This is a genomic window from Streptomyces sp. Je 1-369 (assembly GCF_026810505.1).
In the GTDB taxonomy this organism is placed as follows: Bacteria; Actinomycetota; Actinomycetes; order Streptomycetales; family Streptomycetaceae; genus Streptomyces.
In genome coordinates this window covers 5737751-5754838 of record NZ_CP101750.1, presented here as the reverse complement: position 1 = coordinate 5754838, position 17088 = coordinate 5737751, and the positions used below count along the sequence as shown (strand labels likewise).

Here is a 17088-nt window from a genome sequence, read left to right as displayed (position 1 = left end):
AAGCCCCGCTCACCTCCGGTGAGCGGGGCTTTCCAGCAGGTCAGTAGACCGGCTTGTCGGGCTCGATCTGGTGGACCCAGCCGATCACGCCGCCGCCCACGTGCACCGCGTCCGAGAAGCCCGCGGACTTCAGCACGGCGAGGACTTCCGCACTGCGGACACCCGTCTTGCAGTGCAAGACGATCTTCTTGTCCTGCGGGAGGTCCTGGAGCGCATTGCCCATGAGGAACTCGTTCTTCGGGATCAGCTTGGCACCGGGGATCGAGACGATCTCGTACTCGTTGACCTCACGGACGTCGATGATCTCGATGCTCTCGCCGTCGTCGATCCACTCCTTGAGCTGCTTGGGAGTGATCGTCGAACCGGCCGCCGCCTCCTGGGCCTCCTCGGACACGACGCCGCAGAAGGCCTCGTAGTCGATGAGCTCGGTGACGGTGGGGTTCTCGCCGCAGACGGCGCAGTCGGGGTCCTTGCGGACCTTGACCTGGCGGTACTGCATCTCCAGGGCGTCGTAGATCATCAGGCGGCCGACCAGCGCGTCGCCGGTGCCGGTGAGGACCTTGATCGCCTCGGTGACCTGGATGGAGCCGATCGACGCGCACAGCACGCCGAGCACGCCGCCCTCGGCGCAGGAGGGGACCATGCCGGGCGGCGGGGGCTCCGGGTAGAGGCAGCGGTAGCAGGGGCCGTGCTCGCTCCAGAAGACGGACGCCTGGCCGTCGAAGCGGTAGATGGAACCCCATACGTACGGCTTGTTGAGCAGCACACACGCGTCGTTGACCAGGTAACGGGTCGCGAAGTTGTCGGTGCCGTCGACGATCAGGTCGTACTGGCTGAAGATGTCCATCACGTTGTCGGCCTCGAGCCGCTCCTTGTGAAGGATCACGTTCACGTACGGATTGATGCCGAGGACCGAGTCCTTCGCGGACTCCGCCTTGGAACGGCCGATGTCCGCCTGGCTGTGGATGATCTGCCGCTGCAGGTTGGACTCGTCGACCTCGTCGAACTCGACGATGCCGAGCGTGCCGACACCCGCCGCGGCCAGGTACATCAGCGCCGGCGACCCGAGGCCGCCGGCGCCGACACACAGCACCTTGGCGTTCTTCAGCCGCTTCTGCCCGTCCATCCCGACGTCGGGGATGATCAGGTGGCGGGAGTACCTGCGAACCTCATCGACGGTGAGCTCGGATGCGGGCTCGACCAGGGGTGGCAGCGACACGGGGACTCCGTTGGTCGGTTATGCGGAACGGTTGTTCTGCAAGTAACACTGCCACGCCCTTCTTCATTCCGAGACACCCGTTCCGATGCGCGAGACGATTTCGTCCCAGTAGCCGGGCATGGACTGCCAGGCGTCGCCCTGACCACCCCCGTCCACGCTGTCCGTGAAGTAGATCGTCGAGGCGCCCTGCCAGCGGGCGATGCGCAGCGCCTCCTCCAGATGCCCGCGCGGCATGCCGTGCACGAAGTGGCAGAAGCGCTCGGGCGGGTACTCCGCGGTCCACTCGGCAACCTGCGACCAGCGGTAATCGCTCCAAGGCCCCGCGAAGGTGACCATCTGATCGGCCGTCTCGGCATACCCGGGATAGGGATGCGTCCCGTGCCCGAGGACGATGTGCGCGTCCCCGACCAGAGCCCGGAGGGTCGCCACGGTCCTGCGCACCTCCGGGAGCGCGGCGCGCTCGGTGGGACAGCGGTCCAGCGAGAAGCCGTCGACCTGGTACCAGTCCAGGTAGCGGTGCGCGTCGGAGATCAGCTCTCCGAAGGCGCGCGCGCCGTACGTCACGTCCAGGTGCCCGAGCACGCGGACGCCCGCGTTCCGCAGTCGGCCCGCCGCCTCCAGGCAGTGCGGGTCCGGCCGCTCCCCCGGACCGTTGGCGACATTCAGGACAACCCATTTCAAAGGGGTGCCCGGGCGGGTGAGTTCGGACCATTCGACGGGGGCGACCAGGGGGTGGGCGAAGCCCGGGATGCCGAAGCCGATGCGTATCCCGGTGCTCGCGGTACCCCTCGTGGTCCTGGTCAGATGCGGCATGCGGCCTCCATCCAGATGTCGGCGAGTGACTCTTCGAGGTTGATGCGGGGCCGCCAGCCGAGCCGGTCCCGCGCGGTGCGGACGTCGGCCTGCTGCCAGCTCCCGCAGCCGTCCGGGTAGGGGTACGCGGCCGCGGCCGGCCCCCCGTGCTCGGATTCGCCGCGAGGGTGGCCGATGGATGTCCGTACGGGCACCTGGTCGAGTTCGTGCAGCGCGCCGCCGTACCCCGCGACGCGGGCCAGGACGGCGGCCGCGTCACGTAGTCGTACGGCCCGCCCGGCGCCGATGTTCACGACTCCCTGCGCCGCGGAGAGCGAGGCGGCGTGCACGGCGCGCGCCACGTCGCGTACGTCGACGAAGTCGCGCTGCACGCCGAGCCCCCCGAGCTTCAGCTCGCCGTCCCCCGCCTGCATGGCACGCCGCATGGCCTCCGCGAGCCGCCCGAGCGGCGACCCGGCGGGCGTGCCGGGCCCCGCGGGCGAGAAGACGCGCAGGACGACGGCGTCGAGCCCGGAGCCGAGCACCAGTTCCGTGGCCGCCAGCTTGCTGACGCCGTAGGGTCCGCCGGGCCGCGGCACCGCGTCCTCGGCCGTGGAGGAGCCCGGCTGGCTCGGTCCGTACTCCGCGCCGCAGCCGAGCTGCACGAGGCGCGCCCCGCAGCCGCTGCGCCGCAGGGCTTCGCAGATGGTGGCGACGGCGACGGTGTTGTGCCGGGTCAGGTCGCGGGCGCCGCCCCGGGTGGCACCGGCGCAGTTGATGACGACGCCCGGGTGGACGGCGTCCAGGAAGCGGGTGAGCGCGCCGGGGCTCCCGCTGGCGAGGTCGAACCGTACGTCCGAGTCGTCGCCGCGGCCGAGTGCGGTGAGCTGCACGGCCGGGTCGGCGAGCAGCCGGTCGGCGACGAACCGGCCGAGGTATCCGTTGGCTCCGATCAGCAGCACCCTCATCGGGCGCCTCCCGGGGTGGCCGCACGGCGGCGGAGACGGCTGCGGGTGGTCATCTGTGTTTCTCCTTCGGGAAGTTGCCGTGGTGCACGGGGTGGGCCCGCGGTGTCGGCCCCGCGGGAGAGTGGTCGGAAGGGCGGTCTCCACCGAAACCGGGGCCGAAACCGGGGCCGGGGCCGGCGTGGGCCGAGGCCAGGGTCAGGGTCCTGGCCGCGTGGACGAGGAGGACGAGGGCGGCGGTGCCGCATGCGGCGGCCGGTACGACGCCGGGACCCCACGCGTCCACGGCGGCCGTGACGGGGGCGGCGAGGGCGTCGAGCCCGGGCAGTCGGCCGGTGAACACCAGGGCCAGGGCGGCCGCTTCGCAGGAGCCCGCGGCGCCGAGGAGCAGGACGGGGGCGCGGGTGAAGCCGTGGACACCGAGGAGCCGGGCGAGCAGGAGCAGCGCGCCGAGTGCGAACGCGCCGACCAGTGCGGGGGTGCCGTGTCCGGGGCCGGTGCCCGCGTCGCCGAGCAGCGCGTACGCCCCCGCGAGCAGCGCGCCGAGCGCGCCCAGGAACAGCGCGAGGACGCCGAGGAGCAACGGCCGTACGGAGGAGGCGAACTCGTCGAGCCCGCGGCTCGCGGCGAGCCGTACCCCGGCCCGTACGGCGAAGAGGCGGGCACACCAGATCGCGGGCGCGACGGCGAGCGCGAGGCCGAGGAGCGCGGCGACCGCCGGGTCCCAGAGGTCGCCGGGGCCGTCGGGGCCGCCGGTGACGGCGCCGTTCAGGAGTCCGTCGCCGAGCAGGGCGTACGTAAGGAGCCAGCACACCCACGCGCGCGTGGCGCGTACCGGAGGGGTGGCGGCGCGCAGGGGCCCGTACCGCAGGGCGACGTGCAGGGCGAGGGCTGCGGCGAGTGCGCCGACGACGACGGTCACGAGCCGGACGTACCCCTCGCTGGAAGAGGCCCCCGCGACTGCGGCCGCGCATACGGCGCCGGGCAGGAGGGCGAACAGGGCCCAGCCGCAGGGGACTTTCCGCTGCGGGGGCGGCGCCGGACGCACCGTCGCCGTCGAGGGCGTCGGTCCGTCCGGGTGCGTCGGCACGCGCGCGTACATCTCTTCCGCCAGCGCGAACACGTCCCGGTGCCGGAAGCGTGCGGCCGCCCGGTCGGTGACTCCGTGCGCCTCCAGGCCCGCCGCGATCTCCAGCGGGTCGACGGCTCGCTCGCACAGTTCGCGGTGCCGGTGCATGAGCGCCTTCACGGGGTCGGCGGCGCCGCGTCGGGGCGGCTTGGCGCGGGCGGCGGCGCGGGCGAGCGGCGACCGCGCTCCGGCGCCACCGCGCCGCCCCTTGCCCCGCGCGTCCCAGCCGCTGTCACCGTCATCGCCGTCCCCGAGCCCGGCAGGCTCACCCCGCCCACCTCGCTCGCCGCACTCACCCCGTCCGCCTTCGCCGAAGGCGGGAACGGACGGTGAGCCAGGAACAGACACCCCCTCACCGGGGAGAGCCGCACCAGCCCCCTCAAGTCCCTTCATACGGCGGCCCCCTTCAACCGGTCCCCCACCGCGACCGCCCAGCGCCCCGGTACGTACGCCTCCGCCGGGTGCGCGAACGGCACCGGGTCGCCCGCCTCGTCCACCGCGTCCCTGCGGACGGGGCAGTGCGAGACGATCTCCAGGTAGATGCTTCGAAATGCCGCGATGTTCTGCTCGACGGTGAAGAGTTCGAGAGCCCGCGCCCGCGCCGCCGCCCCGAGGCGTGCGCACCGCTCGGGGTCGCGCAGGAGCGCCACGCACGCCTCCGCGAGCGCCCGCGGGTTGCGCGGCGGTACGACGAGTCCCGTGCCGCCGATGACCTCGACCACCGCGCCGACGTCCGTCGAGACGGTCGCGCGTCCGCAGAACATGGCCTCGACCAGGCTGACCGGGAAGCCCTCGACGACACTGGAGAGGACGACGACGCCCGCGGCGGCGTACGCCTCGGCGAGGCCGGGCACGTCGGGCCCGCCGATCTCCTCGAAGGAGACGGGGTTGTCGCCGACGGCGTGCGCGCCCGGCGCCTCGTCCGGGAAGAGCTGTGCGGCGAGGGCGCGGCAGTGCGCGAGGTAGGCCTGCGCCTCGGGCCCTGCCGCGGCCCCCACGATCCGCAGACGCGCCCCCGGCACCCGCGCGCGGATCTCCGCGAAGGCGTGGAGCAGGGAGATCAGGTCCTTGGCGGGCTCGACGCGGCCGACCCACAGGATGGTGTCGGGGTCGGTGACGAAGTCGTCGTAACCCTGCTCGCCGATCTCGGCGAAGCGGCCTGCCTCCATGCCGGGGTGAACCGTGCGCAGCTTGGCGCGGTCGGCGCCGCAGCGTTCCTGCCAGCGCCGGGCGTGGGTGTCGCCGGGGGTGACGATCGTGGCCGCGCGGTAGACCTCCGCGGCGAGGAGGCCGTGGAAGGAGGCGAGCAGGGCGCGTGTCGGCACGCTCAGGCCCGTGCCGCCCGCCGCCAGGTAGTGCGCGCGCAGCTGCACGCCGTACTCGGTGACGAGCAGCGGCACCCCCACGAAGTGCTTGGCGAGGAGCCCCGGGAGCGCCGCGGGTCCGCCGGATGTGGCGTGGCAGAGGTCGACGGCGCCGAGCGCGTCGGGCCCGTACCAGTCGAGGGAGAGCGGCCGCAGTGCCCGCTCCATCAGGCCGACGGCGGCGAGCAGGTCGGGGACGCGTGCGGAGTGGGCGGTCCGGAGCGCGCCGGGCGCGTGGCAGGCGCGTTCCAGGGCGCGGACCGCGAACTCCGAGCGCAGCGCGCCGACCAGACCGCCTTCGTCGCGTGCGAGTTCGGCGAGTCCGTACAGAGCGTTGCCGAAACGGTCCGCCACCGCGTCGCGATCGCCCCGGCAGACGGCCTCCGCGAGCTCGGCGAAGTGCTCCTCGAACCGCCGCCGCGCCCGCCGCCCGCGCCCTCCACGGGGCCCGGCGGCGCAGAGCGCCTCGTCGTCGACGGTCCACAGCGGCGCCGTGCGCACCCTGCCGACCTGGGGCGGCAGCTCGACCCGGCCCCGCGCCTCCTGCCGCTCGCTGCGGCTGAGTGCGTAGAGGTCGAACTCGTGCCGCGCGAGCCCCCGTACGAGCCGGCCGCACCAGAGCCCCGCCTCACCGCTCACATACGGATAGCCACCCTCCGTAAGCAGTCCGACGCGCACGAGCCCACCCCCGATCTCCCGTTCGGTGAGCCGCCGTTGGCCGGCGGCTCGCAGCGGGACGAACGTAAGCGGTCATGCGGGTGGCGCGACGGACGGTTGTCCATCGCGCCACCAGAAGGGGTGAACGGCAGTAACTTTCCCGCGTCGGTGGCGTTCTGTCGCGCTATAGCAGTTCAGAAGCCACTTTTCGTCACCGTCCGTCAGGCTGCGGCCAGCTCCTCGCGGACCGCCCGCCGCCGCGCCGCGGCCTCCGGGTCGAGCGCGGGCACGGCCGCGAGCAGCTGTCTCGTGTACGGGTCACGGGGCGCTCCGTACACCTCCGCCACGGGGCCCTGCTCCACGATCCGCCCCTGTCGCATCACGGCGACCCGGTCGCTGACCTGGCGCACCACGGCGAGGTCGTGCGCGACGAAGACCAGGGCGAGGCCCAATTCGCGCTGCAGCTCGGCGAGCAGGTCCATGACCTGCGCCTGGGTCGTCACGTCGAGCGCCGACACCGGTTCGTCGCACACGATGAGGCGCGGCTCGGCCGCGAGCGCCCGCGCGATGCCCACGCGCTGGCGCTGTCCGCCGCTGAACTCGTGCGGGTAGCGGTCGTAGTGCGCCGGTTCCAGGCCGACGCGCTCCAGGAGTTCCCGCGCACGCCCCCGTACGAAGGTGTCGCTCTCGCCCCGTGCGCGCAGCGGATCGGCGATCGACTCGCCGACGGAGCGCCGCGGGTTGAGCGAGGAGACGGGGTCCTGGAACACCATCTGCACGCCGGGCACCACCTGCCCCCCTGGCTTCTCCACACCCCCGTGGAGGAGCTGCCCGGAGGTCGGCGCGAGGAGGCCGACCAGCATGCGCCCGAGTGTGGTCTTGCCGCTGCCGCTCTCGCCGACCACTCCGAGGGTCTCCCCGCGGCGGACGGTGAGGGAGACGTCGTCGACGGCGGTGACCGCGCGCTTCCCGCGCCCGAACGCGCGCCGGAGCGCGACCGCTTCGAGCACGACCTCGCCCGGCTCCCCGACGGACGGCGCGAGCGGTGCGTCCACCCGGGGCACTGCTTTGAGGAGTTCCTGCGTGTACGCCTCACGGGGCGCGCCGAGGATGTCGCGTACCTCGCCGCGCTCCACCGCGCGCCCGTCGCGCATGACCAGGACCTCGTCGACGCTCTCCGCCGCGACGCCCACGTCGTGGGTGATGAGGAGCAGTCCCATGCCGGTCTCGGTCCGCAGCGTGTGCAGCAGGTCGAGGATCTGGGCCTGGACGGTGACGTCGAGCGCGGTGGTCGGCTCGTCGGCGACCAGCAGCGCGGGCTCGCACGCCAGCGCCATGGCGATCAGTGTGCGCTGGCGCATGCCGCCGCTGAACTCGTGCGGCCGTGAGCGGGAGCGGCGGGCCGCGTCGGGGATGCCGACCCGGTCGAGCACTTCCACGGCACGCGCGCGTGCCGCCCGCCGGGACGCCCCGGTGTGCACGCGGTAGACCTCGGCGATCTGGTCGCCGACCGCGTAGTACGGGTCGAGCGAGGAGAGCGGGTCCTGGAAGACCATCGCGGCCTTCCCGCCGCGCAGCCCGCGCAGTTCCGCCTCGGACGCGGCCTGTACGTCGACGCCGTCGACCAGTACCGTCCCGCCGACGTGCGCGCCCGTGCCGCGGTGGAGGCCGAGGAGCGCGGACGCCACGGTGGACTTGCCGGATCCCGACTCGCCGACGAGGGCGAGCGCGCCGCCCTTCTCCAGCGTGAAGGAGAGCCCGTCGACGGCGCGTACGCCGGACGCGAACTCGACGGACAGATCGGTGACGTGGACGAGACTCATGACAGCACCACCCGTCGGTCGGCCACCGCGTACAGCACGTCCGCGACGGCATTGGCGAGCACCACGAAGAAGCCGGTGACCATGACCATCCCGACGACCACCGGCAGGTCGACGACCTTGACCGCGTGCACGAGTTCGCGCCCGAGTCCGGGCAGTCCGAACAGCGTCTCGCTGAGCACCGCGCCGCCGAACATCGACCCGAAGTCGTTGGCGGTCAGCGCGATGACGGGCGCGACGGCGCCGCGCAGCGCGTGCTTCCCGACGATCGACCGCTCCCCCACGCCGTACGCGCGGAAGGTCCGCACGTGGTCGTCGGCGAGGGTCTCCAGCATCGAGGAGCGGGTCAGGCGCGCGTACTTGGCGGCCTCGATGAGGGCCAGCGAGAGCCAGGGCAGCAGCAGGTTCCACGCCCACTGCGTCGGATCGTCCGCGAAGTTCACGTACTGCGGGAAGGGCAGCCACTGGAGCTGACCGCAGACCACGATCATCAGGAGCAGGCCGATCACGAAGACGGGTGTGGCGGTGCCCGCGAGCGTGACGGCGGTCAGCACGCGCTCGCTGATGCGGCCGCGCCGCCAGGCGGAGAGCACGCCCGCGCCCACCCCGAGGACGAGCCACAGCACCATCGCGCCCAGCGCGAGCGAACCGGTGACCGGCAGCTTCGCCGTGATCAGCGCGGTGACCTGCTGGTCGCTCTGGTAGGAGATCCCGAGGCAGGGCGCGTCGCAGTGTTCGGTGCCGGTGCCCGTCGAGTAGTCATGCCCTACGACGATGCCTTGTAGGAAGTCCCAGTAGCGGACGTACAGCGGGTCGTCGAGTCGCAGTTGTTCGGCGACCTGCTGGACCTGGGCGGGCGAGCAGCGCGGGCCGCAGGTGATCTGGGCGACGTCACCCGGAGCGGCGTAGAAGACCGCGTAGATGATGACGGAGAGGGCGAGGAGGGTGACCACTGCGCCGATGAGGCGGCGCAGCAGGAACCCGGGGAGGCCGGTCACGCGCGGGCCTCCTGCTTGCGTCCGGTGCCGATCCGCAGCCGCGACGTGGCGCGCGGGTCGAGCGCCCTGCGCACGCCGTCACCGAGGACGGTGAGGGCGAGCACGGTCACGAACAGCGCGCCCGCCGGGTACAGCAGGTACTGCGGTGCCGCCTGGTACCAGACGTCCGCGGCCGTGAGCATCTGTCCCCACGACGCGGTGGGCGGCTTCACGCCCACGCCGAGGAAGGACAGTGCGGCCTCGACCGTGATGTTGACGGGGACGAGCAGCGCGGCGTAGGTGATGACGGGCGCGGCGAGCGCGGGCAGCAGTTCGCGGCGGGCGATCCGCACGGAGCCCCAGCCGCTGAGCCGCGCGGCGGCCACGTGGTCGAGCTCCTTGAGCGTGACGGTCTGCGCGCGCACGATCTTGGCCATGTTGCCCCAGGCGACGAGACCGATGACGAGGGCGACGAGCACGGGCCGCGGGAAGGTGCTGGGCACGACCGCCATCAGCGCGAGCGCGAAGACCATGAGCGGCAGGGCCACGATGACATCGGTGGCCCTGCTGAGCACCTGGTCGACCCAGCGGTTGCCGAACCCGGCGGCGATCCCGACCGCGACACCGACGACGACCTGCACGACGGTCGCGGCGAGCGCGACGCCGAGCGAGACCCGCGCCCCGTACACGAGGCGGGCGAAGAGGTCGCGTCCGGTCTGCGGCTCGACGCCGAGCCAGTGCTCGCCGCTGATCCCGCCGAGCGGGCCGACCGGCACGCCACCGCGCGCCGAGTCGATGAGGTCCGGGTGGTACGTGGTGGGGTCCTGCCCCGTCAGAGCGGTGAGCAGGGGCGCGGCGAGCGCCACGACGACGAGCAGTCCGACGACGCCCGCCGCCACGAGGGCGGCGCGCTGTGCGCGCAGCCGCCCCCAGAAGACGGAGCGGACGGTCACGACGACTCCACCGCGACCTGCGAGATGTCGAGCACGCCGGTCCAGTCGCTGATGACGACGTTCTTGACGTCCTTGCCGTACAGGCGCTTGTAGACCGGGTGGAAGAGCGGCACGGTCAGCGCCTCCTCGCCGATCTTCTTGTCGAGGGCGCCCCACCGCTCCGCGGCGGCCTTCAGGTCGGTCAGCTTGTTGATCTCGTCGATCTCGTCGTTGACGGACTTGTCGTCGAGGAAGCCGGTGTTGAAGTTGGCGCCGTCCTTCACGATCTGCCGGCCGTCGAAGATCGGGGCGAGGAAGGGGCCGCCGGAGGGCCAGTCGGCACCCCAGTGGGCGAGGAAGAGGCCGGGCTCGTCCTTGGCGCTGTGGGTCTTGTCCTTGTAGTCGTTGTCCTCGAGGCCCTGGAGCTTGACGGTGATCCCGGCCTTCTTCAGCGCGTCCTGGACGGCGGTGGCGATCTCGGGGCTGGTCTCGAAGTCCTTGGCGTTGGAGTGCGTGAGCGTGATGGTGAGCCCGTCCTTGTGACCGGCTTCCTCCAGGAGCTCCTTGGCCTTCTTCGGGTTGCCGGACGGGCCCGCCGGGAAGTGGTCGTACTTCGTGTATCCGAATGACTTCTGGTTCGGCAGGTACGTGGTGGCGGGCTCGGCGAGCGAGGAGCCGCCCGCCGCGTTGACGACCGAGGAGCGGTCCACGGCGTACGAGATCGCCTGGCGCACCTTCGGGTCGTCGAACGGTTTCACCTTCGGGTTGAAGGCGAGGTAGTTCGTGTAGCCGAAGTGGCCGGTGCCGACGTGCGAGGAGAGCTCCTTGTCGCCGGTGACCTTGGCGAGTTCGGCCGGGCCGAGGTTGGTGTCGGTGGTGACGGCGGCGGCGTCGGCGCCCTGGCCCGCGGAGAGCCGCTGGTTGATGACGGACGAGTCGAGCCCGGACCGTACGTCGATGACGTCCGGGTAGGCCTTGCGCTCCGGGTCGGTCTTCGCCGACCAGTGCGGATTGCGCTCGAGACGCAGCCGCTCGCCGTCGTTCTCGTTCTTGACGACCTTGTAGGGACCGGACGAGACCGGGTGCTCCTCGTACTTGGTGCCCTTGTCCTTGGCCTTCGGCACCGGCGTGAACTGCGTCTGCGTCGCCAGGTAGGGGAACTCGCCCTCGGGCTTGTTCAGATGGAAGACGATGGTCCGCTCGTCGGGCGTCTCGATGGACGCGAGCCCCTTGCCGCTCTTGTCCTTGTACGGCCCCTGGTACTTGTCGCCGCCGATGAGCCAGTCCCTCAAGTAGGGCGCGCCGCCGCTGAGTTCGGCGGCGAAGGACCGCTCGATGCCGTACTTCACGTCCGCCGAGGTGATCGCCGAACCGTCCTCGTACTTGACGCCCTTCTTCAGCTTGTACGTCCACACAGTGGCGTTCTTGCTCGGCTTGCCGAGGTCCGTCGCGAGGTCCGGGACGACCTCGGCGCCCTTGGCGCCGTCCTCGCGGTTGCGGGTGGTCAGCGTGCGGAAGACGAGGCTCGGCACGTTGCCGCCGCCGGAGGTGTAGAGCCGCGCGGGGTCGAAGTCGGTCTGTGGATCGCGGTTGAGGACGGTGAGCGTGCCGCCCTCGGCGGGCTTGCCGTCGCCGTTCCCGGCGCCGCCGTCCTTCGGGCCCGCGCAGGCGACGGCGCCCGAGGCCAGGACCAGGCTGACGGATGCCGCTGCCACGCGGCGGGCTATGACGGACGTTCGACGCATCGGAAAGAGACCTCTCGGGGATGAGTGAGAAAAGGGAGCGACAGAGCTCACCCCGGGAAAGGCGCGGGAGAAATCGGCACACGGGCGCGGAAATGCCAGGAGCCGGAGAAAAGCGACGCACTCGCCGGGGCGGGCGTCAGCAACAGTGGATGTCGGCCACGCAGAGCGCGGTCACGCCGAGGAGTGCCAGCTCAATGGCGGCGCTCGAAGGGGCGTGACGATTCGACATGTGGAGAAATATGAACGAACTTCCGACAGAAGTCAAAGCGGCTGCTCAACTCTTCGGGAAAGCCCAGGGGTTGGCCTTGCACTTGATTCCGTCGTGCTCGAGGAACTTCGTCTGCTGCTGCATGACGGGCGCGAGGTCCCCGCTCTTCGAGCAGTCCGTGTGATTGAAGCCGAGCCGGTGACCGACCTCGTGGTTGATCAGCATCTGCCGGTACGGATGGATGGCGTTGCCGAACTTCTTCTTGACCTCGTCGCCGTAGGTGGGCGCGCCCTGTGCCCACCGATAGGCGTTGATCATCACGCGGTCCGTCGCCGCGGAATCGCAGGACACGTTGTCCTGGGTCGTGTCGAGGCCGGATTTCGCGCACCAGACGCCGGTCGTTCCCGGGCTCGCGAGCGTAATGACGAAGTCGGGCCTGCCCGACGAAATGCGCTCGAAGGTGCGGGCACCCGCGTGGGCCCAACTGCGGTCGTCGTTCAGGGTTTTCTGTACGGCCTGCGCGAAGAGTTTCCCGTCCAGACCGAGGCCCTTCTCCACGTCGACGCGGTAGCGGAACTTCTGCCCCTTGCCGGGGGCCTTGTCGAAGCCTGCCATCGCGGCGAAGTCACCGGACGCCTTGAGCTTCGCGTCCAGCGGGTACGTCTCCTTCATCTTGTCGTCGTACGTCGCCGGGGCCTCCTTCCGCACCTCGGCGGGGGTGGGGCGGCGGTCGCTGCGGGAGGCGGGGTCCTCGGTGTCGCGCGCGCCGCCCGGGGCGGCGCGGGTCTTCGGGTCCGAGTCCTCGGCCCCGCCGGCCAGCTGGCCCGCGACGACCACGGCGATGACGGTGGTCACGGCAGCGGCCACGACGCCGGACAGGGCGCGGCTGCGGCCGCGTTTCCTGCCGCCGCCGTCCTCGCCGTCCGCGAGGTCACCGTCTCCGTTGCCGTCACCGCCTCCGTCGGCCTCCGTTTCCCATCGGGTGACGGAGGCGTAGGGGTCCCGAGGGGCCGGTGTTCGCGCGTCCGGACGCCGACCCTGGCGTTCGGGGAAGGCGGCGACGTAATCCTGGCGGGGGCCGGGGACTGCGCCGGGGCCGGTCACGACGCGGGGACCGGGGCCCGTACCGGCGTCCGTACCGGTGTCCGTACCGGCGTCCGTCGAGTCGCCCCACGCGCCGCCGGGCTCCCGCTGCTCGGGATGCCCGCCGCGGACGTGCGGGACACCGTGTGCGGGGGTTCCGTGGGCGGGGGTTCCGTGTGCGGGGGTGCCGTCCTCCGGCGTGCCGTCCGCCGCGCGCCCCCGCCTGCGCCGTCCCGGGCCGGGTCCCGGCTGCGGGCCCACGCGCTGCGACAGCGGTGTGCCCGAGGTGCTGGTGTTGTCCGTCGTGTCTGCCGGAGCCCGGCGGCTGTGACGTCCCACGCGCCGCCTCAGCTCCCCGAACCCACGCGCGCGCCACCCTGGCCCACGGCGGTCAACTCGCCCGTTTCGACGAGCAGTTCACGGAAGCCGGTGGCCACGGTCTCGGGGTACTCCATCATCGCGACGTGTCCCGCGTCGGGCAGCGTGAGCAGCCGCGAGTCGCGGAACGCGGCGGCCGCCCTGCGCGCCATGCGGAAGGAGACGAGCAGGTCGCGGCCGCCGTAGACGAGCAGGGTCGGCGCGAGCACCCGCTCGGCCTGCCGCCACAGTCCGTGCTGGCCGCCCAGCGTGTACGCGTTGACGATGCCGCGCGCCGTGCGGGCCATCGCGTCCCAAAAGTAGGGGAGCTGGAGCCTGCGCTCCATCTCGTGGACCGCCGCGGAGAATCCCTCCGGCGTCACTTTGCCCGGGTCGCCGTAACAGAGCCCCATGACGCCGCGCACCCGCTGCTCGGCCGTCCACTCCCTGGTGAGCCGCGTGAAGAGGGCGGCGACGCCCGGCACCGCGAGGAGCCCGGTCGGCACCGCCGTGCGCTGCACGCGCAGCTCGGGCAGGGCGGGCGAGACCAGGGTGAGCGTCCGGACCAGGTCGGGACGGACCGCGGCGACGCGCGTCGTGATGGCGCCGCCCAGCGAGTTCCCGAAGAGATGGACGGGACCGCGACCGGTCGCGTCGAGATAGCGGATGACGGCGCGGGCGTGCCCCGTGACGGAGTAGTCCCCGTCGTCCGGTGGCGGGGAGTCCCCGAACCCCGGCAGGTCGAGCGCCTCGCAGTCGACGACGTCCGCAAGGCGCGGCATCAGGGCCGACCAGTTCTGGGAGGAGCCGCCTAGCCCGTGCACGAAGAGCGCGGGCGGCAGTCCGGGGCCGGTCGAGGGCCGTGACCGCACGGTCAGCGACAGTCCTGGCAGGGCCACGGAGTCGAGCCGCTCGCCGTCCGCGACCGCCACGACACCCGGCTTGGGAGCGACGGTGGAGGCCAGCAGGCCGGGCAGCTCGGTCGAAGACATGCGGCAATGTTACGAGACGATCACGCGGTAGTTCACGTGTTCGCTGTCACAGATTGTGCATGGATCGCGTAGCGCCCCATGCGTGTCTCTTCTACGCTCGAATCAGTTTGTGAAGACTTGCGTAGATAGTCACGAAGAGCGATGAATTGAGGGGATACGGGGCACTCGCATCTGCAGACCACCGAGTACCGCGAGGGAAGCGAGCCACACATGAGTGTCGACCCGACCGATCCCGACACCTTCGAGACCGAGAGCACCGCGGCCGAGGCCGATGTCGAGGCCCCGGAGGCGGACACGGCGGAACAGCACACGGATCTCACGCCGAGCCGGGACGACTCCCTCCAGGACGCCGACCCGGCCGCCGCGAACGAGGCCGATCTGGCGGAACAGGCCCGTGTCGTCGACCTCGACGAGGACGACTACCGCTGAGACCCGGCGGGGCCCTCGTTGAGACCTGCCCGCATTTGCCCTGCTACGCACTGTTGGGCGGGCCTTCAACGATGGTCCGGTCCATGAAATTCTGCGCTCGTACCGCGCACATCGCTGTTACCGAAAAGTACGATGGCGGCGCGGCGCTCACCGCACATCGGACGATTTGGGAGGCGGCGTGACAGCCATCGAGCAGACAGAGGCGGCACGCCCGCGGGGCACACGCCTGCCGCGCCGTGCCCGACGCAACCAGCTCCTCGGGGCTGCCCAGGAAGTTTTCGTCGCGCAGGGGTACCACGCGGCGGCGATGGACGACATCGCCGAGCGCGCCGGCGTCAGCAAGCCCGTGCTCTACCAGCACTTCCCGGGCAAGCTCGACCTGTACCTCGCCCTGCTCGACCAGCACTGCGAGTCGCTGCTGCAATCGGTGCGCACGGCGCTGGCGTCCACCACGGACAACAAGCTGCGCGTCGCCGCGACGATGGACGCCTACTTCGCGTACGTGGAGGACGAGGGCGGCGCGTTCCGCCTGGTCTTCGAGTCGGACCTGACCAACGAGGCGGCCGTGCGGGAGCGCGTGGACCGCGTCACCCTGCAGTGCGCCGAGGCGATCTGTGAGGTCATCGCCGAGGACACCGGTCTGCCGCGCGACGAGGCGATGCTCCTCGCCGTCGGACTCGGCGGATACTCGCAGGTCGTCGCCCGGTACTGGCTGGCCAGCTCCAGCACGGTCCCCCGCGAGAAGGCGGTCCAGCTGATCACGTCCCTCGCCTGGCGCGGCATCGCGGGCTTCCCGCTGCACGGCGCCGAGGGACACTGACCCCTCGCCGATTTGTTCCCGTCCCGTGTTCGCTACCGGCGTGCACGGCCGCGGCCGTCCCCGTCCCCGCACCGGGCTAATGTGTGCTGGGTACGGCGCGGACGGCCGCGCACAGACTGACCGTCGGAGGGACAAAGCCGTGGAGGTCAAGATCGGCGTGCAGTACGCGCCCCGCGAGATCGTGCTGGAGAGCGGCCAGAGCGCCGAGGAAGTCGAGCACGCGGTGTCCGAGGCGCTGACCGGCAAGTCGCCGCTGCTGAGCCTCGTGGACGACCACGGCCGCAAGGTCCTGGTTCCGGCCGACCGCCTCGCGTACGTGGAGCTCGGCGAGCCCACCGCGCGCAAGGTGGGCTTCAGCGCCCTGTAGGACGCTCTTGGTGGATCTTGTCGGAACGGCCCGGTGGTTCTCAACCACCGGGCCGTTCCTGTGTGTTGTACGAGGGCACGCCGATGTCAACCGATCTTGGAGGGTTGCATTCCGGCCGCCGGGGGTAGACCGGCTACGACCGATTTGCACCGGCCGCAAGGGAGGGCACACACCGTGATTCTGGAAGCACTCGGCTCCACACTGCTCGGCCTGGCCCTGGCCTGGGCCGCCGCGCACCGCTTCGGGCACCGGCTGCCCGCGCGCGCTCTGGTCCTGTCGACGGGCCCCGCAGGCGCACTCATCGGCGCCTTCATCACCCACATGACGCTCGGCCCCGACCACGCCACCGCAACCCTCGTAGGAGCGGCAGCGGTCTCGGCAGCGCTGCTGTCCCTCCTCCTCCGCCCCACCCGCACAAGACTCCGCCGCTCGGCGACGGCGTAGCGGGCGGGGGCGCGCCGCCCCCGCCCGCTCAGCTAGGCCGCGAGGCCCAGCGCCGCCATCCGCTTGGTGTGGGCCTCGGTGATCCGGGAGAACATCCGCCCGACCTCAGCGAGGTCGAACCCGTCGGCTACGCCCCCGACTAGCATGGTCGACAGCGCGTCCCGGTCGGCCACCACTCGCTGGGACTGCGACAGCGCCTCGCCCATCAGCCGCCGCGCCCACAGCGCGAGCCGTCCGCCGACCCGAGGGTCCGCCTCGATCGCGGCGCGCACCTTCTCCACGGCGAAACTCGCGTGCCCCGTGTCGTCGAGGACACCGAGCACCAGCGCACGCGTGTCGCCGTCGAGGCGCGCCGCGACCTCGCGGTAGAAGTCACTGGCGATCGAGTCGCCGACGTACGCCTTGACGAGGCCCTCGAGCCAGTCGGACGGCGCGGTCTGCCGGTGGAAGCCGTCGAGCGCGGCGACGAACGGCTCCATCGCGTCCGTCGGCTCCACGCCGATCGCCGAGAGCCGGTTCCTGAGCTGCTCGAAGTGGTGAAACTCGGCCGACGCCATCTTCGCCAGCTCCGCCTTGTCGCCGAGCGTCGGCGCGAGCTTCGCGTCCTCCGCGAGCCGCTCGAACGCGGCGAGCTCCCCGTAGGCGAGCGCGCCGAGGAGGTCCACGACAGCGGCGCGGTACTGCGGCTCGGTAGCGGCTTTCGCCCAGTCCTGGGCGGCGATTCCGGTGAGCTCGGGGGCGGATTCGGCAGGGGTGTCGGGGGTCTCCATGAAGCGCACAATAGCCCG

Annotated in this window: 18 protein-coding genes; 5 read left to right on the top strand and 13 right to left on the bottom strand. The window is 71.8% G+C overall.

What is annotated here, in order from left to right; genetic code table 11:
* Positions 1 to 40 precede the first annotated feature (40 nt).
* The 4 genes from moeZ to NOO62_RS26365 form a co-directional block, all read right to left on the bottom strand.
* Positions 41 to 1219 carry an adenylyltransferase/sulfurtransferase MoeZ gene (moeZ, locus tag NOO62_RS26380; protein WP_268773330.1) on the bottom strand — a complete coding sequence of 393 codons (1179 nt, stop codon included), beginning with the start codon at positions 1217 to 1219 and terminating at the stop codon, positions 41 to 43.
* A gap of 63 nt (positions 1220 to 1282) precedes the next feature.
* Entirely contained in the window at positions 1283 to 2032 is a 750-nt protein-coding gene (locus NOO62_RS26375; RefSeq protein WP_268773329.1) for a spherulation-specific family 4 protein, read from the bottom strand.
* Positions 2020 to 2979 (bottom strand): NAD-dependent epimerase/dehydratase family protein, encoded by a 960-nt coding sequence (locus tag NOO62_RS26370; RefSeq protein WP_055565182.1) that lies wholly within the window; start codon positions 2977 to 2979, stop codon positions 2020 to 2022. The genes NOO62_RS26375 and NOO62_RS26370 overlap by 13 nt, the downstream gene beginning before the upstream one ends.
* Before the next feature lie 49 nt (positions 2980 to 3028).
* Entirely contained in the window at positions 3029 to 4213 is a 1185-nt protein-coding gene (locus tag NOO62_RS26365; protein WP_414930886.1) for a hypothetical protein, read from the bottom strand.
* Here NOO62_RS26365 and NOO62_RS39140 point away from each other — a divergent pair.
* Complete coding sequence (locus NOO62_RS39140; protein ID WP_321170668.1) at positions 4208 to 4438, top strand: hypothetical protein; 231 nt, start codon at positions 4208 to 4210, stop codon at positions 4436 to 4438. The genes NOO62_RS26365 and NOO62_RS39140 overlap by 6 nt on opposite strands.
* Positions 4439 to 4494: 56 nt before the next feature.
* Here NOO62_RS39140 and NOO62_RS26360 read toward each other — a convergent pair whose 3' ends face one another.
* The 8 genes from NOO62_RS26360 to NOO62_RS26330 all read right to left on the bottom strand — a co-directional run bounded on the left by NOO62_RS26360 (position 4495) and on the right by NOO62_RS26330 (position 14240).
* Entirely contained in the window at positions 4495 to 6147 is a 1653-nt protein-coding gene (locus tag NOO62_RS26360) for a DUF3492 domain-containing protein (protein WP_268773328.1), read from the bottom strand.
* Between the two features lie 200 nt (positions 6148 to 6347).
* A complete protein-coding gene (locus tag NOO62_RS26355) occupies positions 6348 to 7949 on the bottom strand; it encodes a dipeptide ABC transporter ATP-binding protein (protein WP_268773327.1) in 1602 nt (533 codons plus the stop codon).
* Positions 7946 to 8944: an ABC transporter permease gene (locus tag NOO62_RS26350; protein ID WP_268773326.1), complete on the bottom strand. Its 999-nt coding sequence runs from the start codon at positions 8942 to 8944 to the stop codon at positions 7946 to 7948. Before NOO62_RS26350 ends, NOO62_RS26355 begins: the two co-directional genes overlap by 4 nt.
* Complete coding sequence (locus NOO62_RS26345) at positions 8941 to 9876, bottom strand: ABC transporter permease (protein ID WP_268773325.1); 936 nt, start codon at positions 9874 to 9876, stop codon at positions 8941 to 8943. The genes NOO62_RS26350 and NOO62_RS26345 overlap by 4 nt, the downstream gene beginning before the upstream one ends.
* Complete coding sequence (locus NOO62_RS26340) at positions 9873 to 11600, bottom strand: ABC transporter substrate-binding protein (protein WP_268773324.1); 1728 nt, start codon at positions 11598 to 11600, stop codon at positions 9873 to 9875. The genes NOO62_RS26345 and NOO62_RS26340 overlap by 4 nt, the downstream gene beginning before the upstream one ends.
* A gap of 136 nt (positions 11601 to 11736) precedes the next feature.
* The gene (locus tag NOO62_RS39135) at positions 11737 to 11829 is read right to left on the bottom strand and encodes an Ms4533A family Cys-rich leader peptide (protein ID WP_317850838.1); all 93 of its coding nucleotides are present in this window, start codon (positions 11827 to 11829) and stop codon (positions 11737 to 11739) included.
* Between the two features lie 45 nt (positions 11830 to 11874).
* Positions 11875 to 13230 carry a DUF3152 domain-containing protein gene (locus NOO62_RS26335; protein WP_268773323.1) on the bottom strand — a complete coding sequence of 452 codons (1356 nt, stop codon included), beginning with the start codon at positions 13228 to 13230 and terminating at the stop codon, positions 11875 to 11877.
* An 8-nt stretch (positions 13231 to 13238) separates the two neighbouring features.
* Positions 13239 to 14240 (bottom strand): alpha/beta fold hydrolase, encoded by a 1002-nt coding sequence (locus tag NOO62_RS26330; RefSeq protein WP_268773322.1) that lies wholly within the window; start codon positions 14238 to 14240, stop codon positions 13239 to 13241.
* Between the two features lie 210 nt (positions 14241 to 14450).
* On the opposite strand from NOO62_RS26330, the gene NOO62_RS26325 reads away from it, so the two are divergent.
* The 4 genes from NOO62_RS26325 to NOO62_RS26310 all read left to right on the top strand — a co-directional run bounded on the left by NOO62_RS26325 (position 14451) and on the right by NOO62_RS26310 (position 16300).
* Entirely contained in the window at positions 14451 to 14669 is a 219-nt protein-coding gene (locus NOO62_RS26325; protein ID WP_268773321.1) for a hypothetical protein, read from the top strand.
* 178 nt (positions 14670 to 14847) lie between these two features.
* Positions 14848 to 15489 (top strand): TetR/AcrR family transcriptional regulator, encoded by a 642-nt coding sequence (locus tag NOO62_RS26320; protein WP_268773320.1) that lies wholly within the window; start codon positions 14848 to 14850, stop codon positions 15487 to 15489.
* Between the two features lie 139 nt (positions 15490 to 15628).
* On the top strand, positions 15629 to 15856 hold the full coding sequence (locus NOO62_RS26315) for a DUF3107 domain-containing protein (protein WP_055565193.1): 228 nt from the start codon (positions 15629 to 15631) through the stop codon (positions 15854 to 15856).
* Positions 15857 to 16030: 174 nt separating this feature from the next.
* Positions 16031 to 16300 (top strand): hypothetical protein, encoded by a 270-nt coding sequence (locus tag NOO62_RS26310; protein ID WP_268773319.1) that lies wholly within the window; start codon positions 16031 to 16033, stop codon positions 16298 to 16300.
* A 32-nt stretch (positions 16301 to 16332) separates the two neighbouring features.
* Here NOO62_RS26310 and NOO62_RS26305 read toward each other — a convergent pair whose 3' ends face one another.
* Entirely contained in the window at positions 16333 to 17079 is a 747-nt protein-coding gene (locus NOO62_RS26305; protein WP_268775785.1) for a ferritin-like fold-containing protein, read from the bottom strand.
* Between the last annotated feature and the right edge of the window lie 9 nt (positions 17080 to 17088).

Coding starts and splice junctions, on each gene's coding strand:
- NOO62_RS26375 (WP_268773329.1), bottom strand. CDS start 2,032: ATGCCGCATCTGACCAGGACCACGAGGGGTACCGCGAGCACCGGGATA.
- NOO62_RS26370 (WP_055565182.1), bottom strand. CDS start 2,979: ATGAGGGTGCTGCTGATCGGAGCCAACGGATACCTCGGCCGGTTCGTC.
- NOO62_RS26365 (WP_414930886.1), bottom strand. CDS start 4,213: ATGCACCGGCACCGCGAACTGTGCGAGCGAGCCGTCGACCCGCTGGAG.
- NOO62_RS26355 (WP_268773327.1), bottom strand. CDS start 7,949: ATGAGTCTCGTCCACGTCACCGATCTGTCCGTCGAGTTCGCGTCCGGC.
- NOO62_RS26340 (WP_268773324.1), bottom strand. CDS start 11,600: ATGCGTCGAACGTCCGTCATAGCCCGCCGCGTGGCAGCGGCATCCGTC.
- NOO62_RS39135 (WP_317850838.1), bottom strand. CDS start 11,829: ATGTCGAATCGTCACGCCCCTTCGAGCGCCGCCATTGAGCTGGCACTC.
- NOO62_RS26330 (WP_268773322.1), bottom strand. CDS start 14,240: ATGTCTTCGACCGAGCTGCCCGGCCTGCTGGCCTCCACCGTCGCTCCC.
- NOO62_RS26325 (WP_268773321.1), top strand. CDS start 14,451: ATGAGTGTCGACCCGACCGATCCCGACACCTTCGAGACCGAGAGCACC.